The sequence below is a fragment of the Cytobacillus firmus NBRC 15306 genome (assembly GCF_001591465.1).
In the GTDB taxonomy this organism is placed as follows: domain Bacteria; phylum Bacillota; class Bacilli; order Bacillales; family Cytobacillaceae; genus Cytobacillus; species Cytobacillus firmus.
Genome location: NZ_BCUY01000011.1, coordinates 22,847 through 36,518 on the forward strand (window position 1 = coordinate 22,847; position 13,672 = coordinate 36,518).

The window sequence follows — 13,672 nt, forward strand, 5'->3', positions numbered from 1 at the left end:
TTTATATCTTCAAAAAAAAGAGGGAATCCTAAGATCCCCTCCAGCAATTAACTTTTTGCCAATTTAGGCACCATATTCTCCTGCTTTGGCTCTTCAACCGCGTCTTCCATTGGTGTTGCGCGTTTAATGAAGAAAGCCAGAAGCAGTGCAGCTGCAGCGATGAAAGTTGCTACGAAGAAAGCGTCGTTTATTCCCTCAAGCATGGCTTTCATTAATACCTGCTGCTGCATTTCCGCCACAGCAGCTTCAGTCATCTGGCTGCCATTAGCCATAGCCCCGCCTTTCATCGCTTCTTTCGCGATTTCCTCAGCATGCGTTTCCGTTCTTGTTGACATAACTGTTACCAATAAGGCTGTGCCAATGGCACCTGCCACCTGGTTAAGGGTGTTGTTCATTGCCGTTCCATGAGGATATAATCTTCTAGGCAGCTGGTTAAGTCCATTTGTTGAAACTGGCATCATGACCATGGACATCCCGAACATCCTGATTGAGTTGAGTATAATCAGCTGAGTATAGGTTGTTTCCAGAGTCAGCCTGCTGAATACATACGTAGTTCCTACTGTAATGGCTAACCCAATGATCGCCAAAATCCGGCCTCCGATTTTATCGAACAGCTTTCCGGTTAATGGCGACATCACAGCCATAACAAGGGCACCTGGAAGCATCATCAATCCTGCATCCAAAGGTGAAATCCCCCTTAATGTCTGAACATAAATCGGAATCAGAATCATTCCTGAGAATAGCGCCATATTTACCGTCATGCTGATAGCTGACGATAATGCAAACATCGGGTACTTATATACACCAAAATTAAGCATCGGACGTTCTGATTTGGTTTGTTTTAAAATAAACCAAACCAAACTTATGACTCCGACTGCAATTGTTAAATACACATGAGGGCTGTCCCAGCCTCTGTTCCCTGCAGAACTGAACCCGTAAAGTATTCCGCCAAACCCTACACTTGATAGAACAAGAGAAAACATATCCAGACGGATATTCACTTTTTCCTTTTTGTCTTTCAGCATGACGGCCCCTAGAACTAAAATGACACCCGCAATCGGTGAAAGGAAATGGAATAGCATTCTCCAATCATAATGTTCAATAATCCATCCTGAAAGAGTCGGCCCAATTGCAGGAGCGAACATTAAGATCAATCCAAATACACCCATAGCTGCTCCGCGTTTTTCCACCGGGAAGCTAATCAGCATAACATTCATCAATAGAGGCATCATGATAGCCGATCCTGATGCCTGCAGCATTCTGCCTGCAAGCAATACCGGGAATGCATGAGCAACACCCGCTACAAGCGTACCGATTGTAAATAGTCCCATTGCCACAATAAACAGCCTTCGGACTGTATATTTTTCGATTAAAAAGGCAGTAGCCGGGATCAAGATACCATTAACCAGCATAAAGCCGGTAGTCAGCCACTGCACTGTTGCCGCTTCAATTTCTAAATCTGCCATAATAGATGGCAAGGCAATATTTAACAATGTATTATTCAAAAAGGCAATAAATGCCCCAATCATTAAAACAGCCAGAATCCCATAGGGCGGTTTATCTGTTTTATTATTTATTGCTTGTTCCATTACATTTCCTCCTGTACTAACAGTTCATTCTTTTATACTTGCGTTACACACAAATCATATAATATACTATGAGTTCAACTTTTGCAACAAAAAAACACTTCTAAAATAGAGGGTTTGTGTAAATTAATTCAATGAGGTACTATTAAGTTATACACATAGTTCAAATAAAATGACAGGTGATTATAGATGAATAACAGGAAAATGCATGTTATAAAAAAAGCACATCAATTATTCCTGGAGAAAGGTTTTCAGGCTACATCCATTCAGGATATTTTAGATTACAGCGGGATTTCTAAGGGTACCTTCTATAATTATTTTTCTTCAAAAAACGAGCTTCTTATCTCCATTTTTAAAACATTGCATGAAAAAATGGAATCAGAGCGCGATAAACTTCTTATTGGCCAGGACCCAAGCAGCATAGAAGTATTCACTCAGCAGATCGAATTACAAATGAATATGAATCGGACCAATAAGCTGGTTGCCCTTTTTGAAGAAGTACTTGTGTCAAATGACACTGAGCTCAAGCAGTTTATTAAGGAAGGCCAGCTTAGAATGGTGAATTGGATTTTCACACGATTTATTGAAATCTTTGGTGAGGACAAGAAACCCTATTTACTGGACTGTGCCGTTATGTTCCTTGGCATCCTCCATCATAACGTAAAATACTATACAAAATTCTTTGAATTCTCTTCAAGCATTAATCCTGTCGTCCGTTATAGTGTAGAAAGGATAAGGAGGGTTGTTGAAGAGGTCAGTTCTGCCGGTGATTACCTGCTGAAGCCTGAACTTATTGAAAACAGATTCCAGCAGACAGATCATAGGAATCTGCATATTCTCTGCAAATCCATATTGACTTTGAAGAAATCCATCAAGCAGGAAGATCAGAACGATTGTATGGATCTTCTGGACTTTATCCAGGAAGAAATGATTCATTCGAAAAAACCAAGAAAATTTCTCATTGAAAGCGCAATCCAATCTTTGAACAGATGCATAGCATTTATGGATGCCAAAGAATTTGAGAATCTGGAAAAGCTGGTTTTATCCTGCTTTAAATCTCTGGAAGAAGAACCGGTATAATTCACGGCCTGCCCCAATCTGAGGGAGGCTTTTTTTGGCTATTCCCTTCTAATCATTCATAATCTTTCCAAAAACGGAAACACTACACTTAATGCCGAAAAAACTGGTGATTGCTGAATGAAAAAAGAGTTAAAAAAGAAGAGACCTCTGTCAGAGATCGAACTTGACGATCTGGAAAAGTCGCTTTCACGATCTCATGATTTTCAAAAAGTACATTATAGCAACAGACAAACTAGCCTCTGTTTTTCTTTTACTTATTTCAAAACACTGATTGACCAAAAAATGATCACAAAAAGTTTGCTCCCTCAGCTTCTTCAGGGTGAGTTCAACAAAATTGATGATTTGAAAAAACTTTTGCCATCTGCAAGCATACAATTTTGTGAAGATCTTTCAAAGGCAGAACATATGCTTTTGAATGGCTATGTGATGGTTACATCAGAAGCCGAAAAGCAAAAAGCGGCTTTTATGGCTGCTAAATGTTCATATGTCAGGGAGATAACACATCCGGAAGTCGAGCAAACGGTTATCGGAGCAAAGGAAGCCTTTGTCGAGTCTCTGGAGAATAATTTGAATTTAATCCGCAAACGACTGCCCATCTCTGAACTGATCATTGAGGAATATATAATTGGAAGCATATCCAGAACAGCGGTGGCCGTTCTCTATATTGACGGAATTACGAATACAGATTATGTAAGCATGGTAAAAGAAAGAATCGAAAATATCGATTTTGATGAAATCACTGACAGTTCTTATATTGGACAGCTCATTTCAGATAATAAGAATTCTCCCTTCCCTCAGCTGCTGGATACAGAAAGACCGGACAGGGCAGCCGCTGTCCTTGCTGAAGGAAAAGTCGTGATTGCCATAGATGGGTCACCGCATGTGCTGATTACCCCTACAACGTTTTCTGAATTCTTCAGCTCCTTTGAAGATTATTTTTTAAATTGGACTATCGCTTCTTTTGCCAGAATATTGCGGGCCTTTTCTGTTATTTTTTCCATACAGATCACGTCCATTTATGTTGCAACTCTTACTTACCATATGGAGCTCATCCCCACGGATTTATTAGGAACACTGGTGACTTCAAGACAGCATATTCCTCTGCCTCCTTTCTATGAAGCGTTAATGCTTGAACTGGTAATAGAGCTTTTAAGAGAGGCTGGAGCCAGATTGCCTACGAAAGTTGGTCAGACAATCGGTATCGTAGGAGGGATTGTCATTGGGACAGCATCTGTGCAGGCAGGGCTGACAAGTAATGTCCTGTTAATCTTTATCGCACTTGCAGCTCTTGCCGCTTTTACTACACCTGTATATAAGATGAATAATACCATCCGATTTCTAAGATTTCCGTTTTTAATATTCGCGAATTTATGGGGTTTTGTAGGTGTGCTGTTCTGTTCCTGTATTTTGTTAACTCATATGATCAGGCTTACATCTCTCGGGAGACCTTTTATGGAGCCGTTTTATCCGCCCAGATATCGGGACTTGAAAGATTCGTTTCTAAGATTCCCATTTCAGCCTTTAAGGCCAGTATATTTAAGAACACAAAATCCGCATCGGTTTCAGCCGCAGAAAAAATCAAAAGTTAAGAAAGATATTGATGAATAAAAAAAGAGCCTGGCTCACAAGTGCCAGGCTGTTATTATGCTTTCTTAGATTTATCCTCCCATGGTTCAAAGGAAAAAGGGATTCCGATCCTTTTCGCCGTGAGTTCATCATAGGAAACGAGATCTTTCTTCGATAATTCTTTTAATGACTTTTTCCCCATGGCTCTTAACGCCATTTTGATTTCCTCGGTGCTCGCGGTCAAGAACTTTTCCGCCGACTTAGCCCCATCCTCCGTTTTAAATACATCTTTGAATTTCCCCTGGTTCCAGACAGCCTGTGTTGGCGGTTCAAAAGGAAGAGCATTCAATGTTTGTTTATGAGAAACAGTAAACAGCATTACAGATCCCAGATAAACCGCATCCGCTCCAAGCGCCAGGACTTTTAAAAAGTGTCCTGGTGTAAAAAGGCCGCCAGAAACAATTAAGCTGATATCCCCCTTCTTTTTTCTTTTTTCAAGATGATTTGAGGCACGGGTGATAGCATGCAGGGTTGGTATTCCAAAATCGTCTGCCAGTAAGGGAGGTGCACCGACAGAAGCCCCTTGTCCCCCATCAACCGCGATAAAATCCACCCCGATTTCGATTAAGTGATCAATATCATCTTCGATCTTTCCGCCTGCCCCTATTTTTGCGCCGATCGGGACACCTCCGGACATTTTACGCAGCTCATCCACCAGCTCTTTTAAATCCTTCAATGTCTGTTTTTCAAAAAAATGTTCCATTATATGGGCAGTTTCATTTTCCTTTAATCCCATGACTTCCCTTGCACGACCGGTTAAATTTTCAGGGGAGATGTTGCCGCCCATTCCAAGTGTAGCTCCCTGACCCAGCTTAAGTTCAATCATGTCTGCCCTTTTAATAGTTTTTTCTTCCTTACCCCACTCCGTCTTGGAGAACTGAAGAATATACTTCCCCGCACTTTCAAGCTCTTCTGGGAGAATCCCGCCTTCACCTGAATTAATGGCTGTTCCTGTATTCTTGGCAGCTGTGGCTAATGCAATTTTTACTTGCTCACTCAAAGCGATTCCAAAGGCCATTCCACTAATCATCAGGGGGATTTTGATTTTCATCGGCTTTTTCGCTTTTGGACCAATGGTCACTTTCACATCAACATCTTCCTCACCGTCAATGGGGAAAGGTGATGTCTGTGCAGGGATAAACGTAATTTCTTCAAAATGCGGCCATTTTTTCGATGAGCCAAAGGGGCGGTGCAGAACATCACCTGTTTCGGCCCGCAGGTTATTTTCAAGCGCATTTTGAATGCCCATATGCTTAAAACCGGGAATCAGTTCTATGAGGTTTTCCTGATAGCTGTCAGTCATAATAATTTTTCCTGCCTGCTTCACTGCCCGCTTCATGATCCAGCGCCAGCCGATAACCAGCATAAATAATAAAAAAATATATAATAAGGAAATCATAGCCAGTGCTGCAATTAATAATATATTGGTCATGGTTTTCTCCAAAAGATCTTTTAAATTCCATTATTTCCATTGAGAGGGAATTTAACCTATGACTTTTCGGTTTTTGGAATAATCACAAAGCTGAAAGTAAACTCTATGTGAAAATATAAAATGAGGTGAAATGATGGACAACCGCGAGAATGCTCAGCCGAATAATATTAAAGAAGAAAACCTAGTAAAAGGAAGTCTCCTTGAATCTATGATGGAGCCTATGGACCAGCTATCCAAGATTCCTCCGGATAAAACAGACCGGAGAACCAGCGACGAAGAGATGAATTAACAGATGAAGCCGGCATTTTCGGATGCCGGCTTCATTTCCACATGGAGTAACTTGATATGATTCTCTTTCCTTCTTCACTCAGTGCTTTAGTTTCGGAGAATCTCATAAATTCTTGCTTCATGCGGAAGCAATATTTCTTCATTTGTATCAAAGTCATTCTGATAATTAGAAAGAATTAGTTCCCGATTTGCAAAGCCATCAAAGGTGAATGTCTGCTGCTCGTCACCATGGTTTAAAACAATCAGCCAGGTTACATCATTATAGGAGCGTGTATACACATATAAATGTTCATCATCTGGCAATAGATCCTTATAATCCCCGTAAACCATTACCTCGTTTTGTTTTCTTAATTCAATCAGCTTTTTATAAAAATAAAAGATAGAGTCCGGATCATTCAGAGCTGCTTCAACGTTGATCTCCCTAAAATTCGGATTTACTTTGATCCATGGGTCTCCAGCAGTAAAGCCAGCGTTAATGCTGTCATTCCACTGCATCGGTGTCCTGGAGTTATCGCGGCTCAGAAGCAAAAGGCTTTCAAAGACTTCCTTTGGATCACGGCCTTTTGAAACTTCTTCATGATATTTGTTTTTCATAGCAATGTCATTGTAGTCTTCGATGGAATCAAATCTCACACCTGTCATACCGATTTCTTCGCCCTGATAGATATAAGGAGTTCCAGGTAATGTATGAATCATTGCTGCTAAAAGCTTTGCAGATTGGTCACGATACTGGCCATCATTCCCATAGCGGGTAACCTGTCTTGTGTGATCATGGTTATTAAGGAATTGCGAATTCCACCCTTTTTGCTTAAGGCCATTATACCAGCTTGTTTGGATTTCCTTGAATCTGAGCATATCCCATACCGGCATTTCATCTGCCACCTGAAAATGAAAAAGTGTATTCAATTCATTCCGGCTTTCATCCACATAGAGCAGTCCCTCTTCCGGTGAAACAAACGGGATCTCGCCGACTGTCATCACATCATAATGCTGAAGGACTTCCCGATGCATTTCCTGAAGATAATCATGGATACCCGGATTATTGGCCAGATAGCTTATATCATAAGGGTCCTCAGCATCTGATAAATCTTCTCTTTTTGCCAATAGATTAATCACATCCATTCGAAACCCCTCAATGCCTTTATCCAGCCAGAAGCGCATCATTTTGTAAATTTCCTGGCGCAATTCAGGATTTTCCCAGTTAAGATCCGGCTGCTCGACTGCAAAGGAATGATAATAAAATTGTCCTGTTGCTTTATCCAATTCCCAGCAGGCTGGAGCAAAATAGGATCGCCAATTATTTGGCTCCCTTCCATCCTTTGGATCCTTCCAAATATACCAATCTCTTTTCGGATTATTTTTGGAGGAGCGTGATTCCAAAAACCATGGATGCCGGTCAGAAGTATGGTTCACAACCAAATCCATAATGACCTTCATCCCGCGCTGATGAATTTCATGGATTAGCTCATCGAAGGCTTCCATATCACCGGCTTTTTCCATAATTACATAATAATTTGAAATATCATAGCCATTGTCCCGGTCTGGTGATTGATAAAAGGGATTCAGCCAAATCACGTCTATGCCAAGATTCTTGATATAATCAAGCTTTTCGATTATTCCTCTTAAATCTCCATAGCCGTCACCATTTGAATCATTAAAGCTTCTCCAGTAAATTTGATATACAACTGCTTCTTTCCACCATTTTTTATTCACAGGGCCACCTCATCTTTATCATCTCTTATAAAAAAGGGCCCTAAACAGGCCCTATCATTATTTCTTCAAACGATATACTCTTGCCTCATATGGCTTGAGTGTCAGTTTATCAATTTCTTCATTTTCATCTGCAGTCAAGTTGGATATTAAAAGTTCCTTAGAAGAATAATGGATATGCTCCGGCAGCTTAAAGCCAGGTGTTCCATCACTGAAATTGCAGATAACAAGCAGCTGGTCATTACCTAGAGTTCGCGTAAAAGCAAAGATCTGCTCATCCTCTTCCATTATTAAATCAAATGTTCCATAAACAATTACTTCATTTTGCTTCCTAAGCTGAATCAGCTTCTTATAAAAATGGAAGATCGAGTCTTCATCTTTTAAAACTGCTTCGGCGTTAATTCTCTTGTAATTAGGATTTACGCTTATCCACGGGGTTCCTTCAGTGAAGCCTGCATTCGGGCTGGCATCCCACTGAACAGGCGTTCTAGCATTATCCCGGCCTCTCTCATGAATGCCTTTAAAGATTTCATCATGTGTTAAGGAATCCGGTGTAAGATCACGGTAGGCATTCAGCGTTTCGATATCACGGTAATCATTGATATCATTGAACTTAACGTTTGTCATGCCGATTTCCTCGCCCTGGTAAATATAAGGGGTCCCCTGCATCATATGAAGGCAAACAGCAATCATCTTACCAGAGATTACGCGATATTCTTCTGAATCATTTCCCCATCTGGAGATGGCACGGGGCTGATCATGGTTGCTCCAATACAAACTGTTCCAGCCATCCTCTTCAAGACCCTTTTGCCACTTGTTGAAAATCTTTTTCAGATCTGTCAATTTCCAGGGGCGTGGATCCCATTTGCCATATTGACCGTCCCCCAGGCCCACATGTTCAAAATGAAACACCATATTTAATTCATTTCTGTTCCTGCCAGTGTAGAGCTTGCCTTCATCAACTGTTACACCAGGCATTTCGCCAACCGTAATAGTATCATAAGGGCTAAGAGCTTCTTTATTCATTTCCTGCAGGAACTCATGAATTCTCGGACCGTTCATATAATACTTGCTGCCATCCCCATATTTGTGGCCCTCCCGGATCTCCCCCTGAGGATAGCTAGTATCTTTTGAAATGAAATTCACGACATCCATGCGGAATCCATCAATGCCTTTATCCAGCCAGAAGCGCATCATTTCATATACTTCATTTCTGAGAACAGGATTTTCCCAGTTTAAGTCAGGCTGCTTTTTGCTGAACAGATGCAGGTAATATTCTCCGGTTTGTTCATCATATTCCCATACACTGCCGCCAAATGCTGCTCCCCAATTTGTAGGAGGCTCGCCATTATCCGTCTTTTTCCAGATATAATAATCCCGATACGGGTTATCTTTAGATTTTCTCGATTCCTTGAACCACTGATGCTCATCGCTTGAATGATTAACAACGAGGTCCATCATAATTTTAATGCCGTTGTCATGCGCTTTTGCCAGCATGCCGTCAAAGTCTTCCATGGTTCCGAACTCAACCATAATATTGCGGTAATCTGAGATATCATAGCCATTATCATCATTAGGAGATTTGTAAACGGGGGATAGCCAGATAACATCGATCCCCAATTCGGCTAAATATGAAATTTTTTCAGTGATTCCGTTGATATCGCCGATCCCGTCCCCATTTGAATCGTTAAAGCTTCTTGGGTAGATTTGATAAATAACGCTTTCTTTCCACCATGTTTTGTTCAATTTATACAACTCCGTTCAAAAAAGTTTTCTCTATTATTTGATTGAGCCCTTCATAACGCCGCTAATAATCCATTTTTGGGCAAAGATGTACACAATAATCATTGGTGCAAGTGCCATTAAATAGGAGGCAAATGCCAGATTATAATCTGTGCTGAACTGGCCCTGGAAAATGTACTGCACCAGCGGGAGAGTGGCCATTTCGCGATCGCTCAGCAGAACAAGCGGAAGCATGAAATCATTCCATGCACCCAGACTCGTAATGATGGCAACTGTAGCATTCATAGGTGCCAGCAGCGGGAAAATGACCTTCCAGAATACCCCCCATGTGGTGGCGCCGTCCATAATAGCCGCTTCTTCCAATTCAACTGGAATGGCCCGAATGTAGCCAATATAGATAAACACATTAAAAGAAAGGTTGAAAACAATATACAAAATGATTAATCCAACCAGATTATCCATTCCCCATGCACTGGTCTGTTTGACAAGAGGCAGCATGATGATTGGAAAAGGAATAAACATTGCACTTAAAAAATAGAAGTATAGAAACTTATAAAACTTCTTATGAAGATTTCTGGCGATGGCATATGATACAAGCGAGTTCGTTAGCACTGTAAAAATGACAACAAATATGGTTACGAATGCACTATTTTTAAACGCATTAAAGAAATTAGTCATTTCGATTGCCTGTGCAAAGTTGTCAAATGACCATGATTTAGGAAGAGCAAGTAAATTCCCTGCCATTTCAGGCGGTGTTTTAAATGCAATGGTAATGGTTAAATACAGTGGAAAAAGAATGAGCAATGAACCTAAGATTAATAGAGTGGTCACAAGCCAGCTCGTTTTTTTGCGATTCATTAGTTTTCCACCTCTCTTTTATTTAAGAATTTCAGCTGAATAACAGAAAAGACGATGATGACGATGAAGTATATAACCGCATTGGCTGATTGATAGGCGAACTCTCCGCCTTCAAATCCTCCCCGGTAAATAAGCAGGGAGATCGATTCGGTTGACTTTCCCGGGCCCCCGCCAGTCAGGGCAACAATCTGATCAAATACCATCAGAAAGTTCTTCAAAGACAGCACCATATTTATAGTGAAAAATGGTGCTATCAGCGGAAACGTAATTTTCCAGAACTTTGTCCAGACACCTGCACCATCGATGCTTGCCGCCTCATACAAATCCTCTGATATCGTAACCAGCCCCGCAAGATACAAAATCGTATTAAATGACACAGCCTGCCAAACGGCTACAATGACAATCCCGATCCATGCAAGATCCGGGTTTCCAAGAATATTTCATGTAAGAAATTCCCATCCGAATGCATTGCCAATCTGCGGCAGGAAATGAGCAAAAATAAAATTAAAGATAAAGCCAACAATTAAAATACTGAGAATGTAAGGCAAAAAGTAGACCGCCCGCAGCGTTTTGTGAAATTTAATCTTGGAGTTAAGCCCGATAGCCACAAGGAGGCTTATGATATTGACCAAAGTGGTCGCAACAATGGCAAATTTAAAAGTAAATAAGTAGGCATCTCCTGCCCGTTCATCTTTAAAAACATTTAAGTAATTTTTTAACCCAACAAAGTTCCAATCTCCATACCCTTTCCAATCCGTGAAGCTGTAAAAAATCCCCTGCAATGCAGGAAAGCTGTGGAAAATGAAGAAAAGAAGGAAAGCGGGTACCGTGATGATGAGAAACACACTGTTTTTCTTTTTCATAATGACAACTCCTTTTTAGAAAGCCAGGAAATCCATTAGATTCCCTGGCCCGATGCCTTTAACGGTTTTGAACTTTTTCCCACTCGCTGTCCATTTTCTTCAGGAACTTTTCTTTATCTTTCTTGATCAGAAATTCCTGAACAAGGTTTTCAGCTCCCATGCCTGCAGGATAATAGTGATCAGGGAAGCTTGTAATCGTGCCATTTTCAAAGTTGGCTTTGATTCCTTCAAAGACTGGATCTTCCTGGTAAACCCCTTCAATGGCAGAGAAAGCTTTCTGCTCGTCAATGTAGCTTTTAGCAGTGTCTTTATTCAGCATAAATTCAACAAACTTCATCGCTTCTACTTTATGCTCAGTTTCTTTGCTGACTGCTAAAAGAACATCTACACCTGAAACAAGTTTGTTTTGTGCGGGATCGTTAGTAACAGGCATTGGGAATACACCAAGTTCCATATCCGGATTTACTTTAAGTATTTCAGGGATTGCCCAGTTTCCTTGCAGATAGAAAACTGACTTGCCGGCCGCAAATGCATTGTTTCCATCTCCATAAGCGACACCCATATTGTCCTTGTGTCCATACTGGACTAATGCAGCCATCTTGTCTGCAACTTCATCATACTTTTTCGTGAAGGATGTTTCACCGGCATTTTTCTTTTCGGCAAAATCTTCTCCAGCAACATTAGCACCAAGAGAGTTCCACGCAATCATGCCAGTCCAGGCATCTTTTAACGTAAAGTAAATCGGTATGTCGCCTGCAGCTTTCACCTTTTCAAGACTGGCGATGAATTCATCCCAGGTAGTCGGGACTTCAAGGCCATGTTCTTCAAACTTCGCTTTGTTGTAGATTACGGCATTCGCATTTGTAGCATACGGAAGTCCGAAAGTGCCTTCAGTTTCAGGTCCGACAAGACGATTGATCATGTCGATATAGGATGGCTGAACTGTTTTGGCTAAATCAGTCCCTGCAAAATCCTCAAGAACGCCAGCACGGCCAAGCTCGCCGTAAGTAGCATTACCAGCGATAGACATAATATCAGGAAGATCGTTTTTGGTCAGTCGTGTTTTCAAAACTGTCTCTGCTTCCGGCGGTGCATCCAATTTAATCTTAATATCAGGATTTTCCGCTTCAAATTCTTTAATCAATCCTTTGTATGTTTCGATGCTTTCTGATTTATTAGAGAACAGCTCAAGCGTTACTTTACCATCGCCACTGCCATCAGATGAACATCCAGCCAGTAAAGATGCTCCTAAAGTTAATGCCATCACACCTGCAGTCATTTTTTTTATCATGGTATATCCCCCTATTTGATTTTATGGTCAAATTACGTAAACGTTTACGTAATTTACCTGAGAAAAAGAGAGTTATTATTTTCTCTCTTTCACACTCATTCTTTCAATGATTTTATGAGGCATAATCCGGCTTTCCGGAGTTTCGCCTGTTTCTAAAATGGAAAAAAGCATTTCTGCAGCCGTTTCACCCATTTTTGCGAGAGGCTGTCCTACTGTTGTCAGCGGCGGAATGGACATTTCAGCAAGATTCAAGTTATCATATCCTATAACAGACACTTCATCTGGGACCCTTATTCCCATCTGATAAGCTGCTGATAAGGCACCTATAGCCATTTCATCACTTGCTGCAAATATTGCCGTTACATCCGGAAACAGTTTGATAAGATTTTTCAAGCCATCAACACCATCAGGAAATGTAAATCCCCTGCTGAATACAATATTTTCAGACCCCAGCGGTATGTTATGATCGGTCAAAGCTTTCTTAAATCCTTCAATCCTGGGAATCCCAGCGATGATATCATCCTTGTTCCCGCTTATCATCCCAATTCTGGTATGACCCTTGTCGATTAAATGCTTAGCAGCTGCATATGCTGCATGAAAATCGTTAACTTTTACAAAAGGCACCGGGTACGCATAGGACTCTGTCGAAAGCAGAATCATCGGCATGCTGGTTTTGGCTACAAATTGATAATATTCATCCTTTAAAATTTCACTTGCGAAAATGATTCCGTCTACCCTTTTTTCAATAAGCAGCTGAAGATACTTCATCGTTTTTTCGCCATTTGATTCAGTATGACAGACAATCACACTGGAACCGTTATCATTTGCAGCCTTTTCAATGCCATCCAGCAGATCGGTAACCAATGAGCTCGATAGCTTTGGGAAAAGCACCCCAATCGTATGGGTTCTCTTATTAATTAATCCCCTTGCCACTGCATTTGGCTGATAGCCCAGTTCTTCAATCACTTTAAGAACTTTAGATTTTGTTTTTTCCGAATAACCTCCCTGGCCATTTAAAATCCTGGAGACTGTTGCAATAGAGACATTTGCCTTTTTGGCAACATCTTTGATGGTATAGGACATATCCCACCTGCTTTAAGTTACTGAATTATCCTTGTAACGAAAACGTTTACGCTGTAATATTATCATGATGTGTAAGCCTTTTCAATAATTTTTTGAAAAATATAGACTTTCC

The 13,672-nt window shown here is 40.8% G+C and carries 10 protein-coding genes and 1 pseudogene; 3 read left to right on the forward strand and 8 right to left on the reverse strand.

All coding sequences use genetic code 11. The features are described 5' to 3' along the window. Positions 1-47: 47 nt before the first annotated feature. Entirely contained in the window at positions 48-1,589 is a 1,542-nt protein-coding gene (locus BFI01S_RS05215) for a DHA2 family efflux MFS transporter permease subunit (RefSeq protein ID WP_061791658.1), read from the reverse strand. Between the two features lie 186 nt (positions 1,590-1,775). Between BFI01S_RS05215 and BFI01S_RS05220 the strand changes: the two genes are divergently transcribed. Both BFI01S_RS05220 and BFI01S_RS05225 read left to right on the forward strand, forming a co-directional pair. Continuing rightward, positions 1,776-2,666, forward strand: a complete 891-nt coding sequence (locus tag BFI01S_RS05220) for a TetR/AcrR family transcriptional regulator (RefSeq protein WP_061791659.1) — start codon at positions 1,776-1,778, stop codon at positions 2,664-2,666. A 117-nt stretch (positions 2,667-2,783) separates the two neighbouring features. Beyond that, complete coding sequence (locus tag BFI01S_RS05225) at positions 2,784-4,274, forward strand: spore germination protein (RefSeq protein ID WP_061791660.1); 1,491 nt, start codon at positions 2,784-2,786, stop codon at positions 4,272-4,274. A 34-nt stretch (positions 4,275-4,308) separates the two neighbouring features. On the opposite strand, the gene BFI01S_RS05230 is transcribed toward BFI01S_RS05225, so the two are convergent. Beyond that, positions 4,309-5,724 (reverse strand): FMN-binding glutamate synthase family protein, encoded by a 1,416-nt coding sequence (locus BFI01S_RS05230; protein ID WP_061791661.1) that lies wholly within the window; start codon positions 5,722-5,724, stop codon positions 4,309-4,311. Positions 5,725-5,854: 130 nt separating this feature from the next. On the opposite strand from BFI01S_RS05230, the gene BFI01S_RS22885 reads away from it, so the two are divergent. After that, entirely contained in the window at positions 5,855-6,013 is a 159-nt protein-coding gene (locus BFI01S_RS22885) for a hypothetical protein (protein ID WP_156478331.1), read from the forward strand. An 86-nt stretch (positions 6,014-6,099) separates the two neighbouring features. Here the strand turns inward: BFI01S_RS22885 and BFI01S_RS05235 are convergent, their stop codons facing one another. The 6 genes and pseudogenes from BFI01S_RS05235 to BFI01S_RS05260 all read right to left on the reverse strand — a co-directional run bounded on the left by BFI01S_RS05235 (position 6,100) and on the right by BFI01S_RS05260 (position 13,560). Continuing rightward, a complete protein-coding gene (locus tag BFI01S_RS05235) occupies positions 6,100-7,725 on the reverse strand; it encodes a glycoside hydrolase family 13 protein (RefSeq protein WP_061791662.1) in 1,626 nt (541 codons plus the stop codon). A gap of 57 nt (positions 7,726-7,782) precedes the next feature. Further along, positions 7,783-9,468: a glycoside hydrolase family 13 protein gene (locus BFI01S_RS05240; RefSeq protein WP_061791663.1), complete on the reverse strand. Its 1,686-nt coding sequence runs from the start codon at positions 9,466-9,468 to the stop codon at positions 7,783-7,785. A gap of 33 nt (positions 9,469-9,501) precedes the next feature. After that, positions 9,502-10,323 carry a carbohydrate ABC transporter permease gene (locus BFI01S_RS05245; protein WP_035330520.1) on the reverse strand — a complete coding sequence of 274 codons (822 nt, stop codon included), beginning with the start codon at positions 10,321-10,323 and terminating at the stop codon, positions 9,502-9,504. Further along, a pseudogene (locus tag BFI01S_RS05250) lies at positions 10,323-11,186 on the reverse strand (carbohydrate ABC transporter permease). Before BFI01S_RS05250 ends, BFI01S_RS05245 begins: the two are co-directional and overlap by 1 nt. Before the next feature lie 58 nt (positions 11,187-11,244). Further along, positions 11,245-12,477: an ABC transporter substrate-binding protein gene (locus tag BFI01S_RS05255; RefSeq protein ID WP_061791664.1), complete on the reverse strand. Its 1,233-nt coding sequence runs from the start codon at positions 12,475-12,477 to the stop codon at positions 11,245-11,247. 75 nt (positions 12,478-12,552) lie between these two features. Further along, positions 12,553-13,560, reverse strand: a complete 1,008-nt coding sequence (locus BFI01S_RS05260; protein WP_061791665.1) for a LacI family DNA-binding transcriptional regulator — start codon at positions 13,558-13,560, stop codon at positions 12,553-12,555. Positions 13,561-13,672 lie beyond the last annotated feature (112 nt).

Bases quoted from the DNA above. Each gene is read 5' to 3' on its own strand.
- BFI01S_RS22885 (WP_156478331.1), top strand. From the start codon at position 5,855: ATGATGGACAACCGCGAGAATGCTCAGCCGAATAATATTAAAGAAGAA.
- BFI01S_RS05215 (WP_061791658.1), bottom strand. From the start codon at position 1,589: ATGGAACAAGCAATAAATAATAAAACAGATAAACCGCCCTATGGGATT.
- BFI01S_RS05225 (WP_061791660.1), top strand. From the start codon at position 2,784: ATGAAAAAAGAGTTAAAAAAGAAGAGACCTCTGTCAGAGATCGAACTT.
- BFI01S_RS05260 (WP_061791665.1), bottom strand. From the start codon at position 13,560: ATGTCCTATACCATCAAAGATGTTGCCAAAAAGGCAAATGTCTCTATT.
- BFI01S_RS05230 (WP_061791661.1), bottom strand. From the start codon at position 5,724: ATGACCAATATATTATTAATTGCAGCACTGGCTATGATTTCCTTATTA.
- BFI01S_RS05245 (WP_035330520.1), bottom strand. From the start codon at position 10,323: ATGAATCGCAAAAAAACGAGCTGGCTTGTGACCACTCTATTAATCTTA.
- BFI01S_RS05220 (WP_061791659.1), top strand. From the start codon at position 1,776: ATGAATAACAGGAAAATGCATGTTATAAAAAAAGCACATCAATTATTC.
- BFI01S_RS05255 (WP_061791664.1), bottom strand. From the start codon at position 12,477: ATGATAAAAAAAATGACTGCAGGTGTGATGGCATTAACTTTAGGAGCA.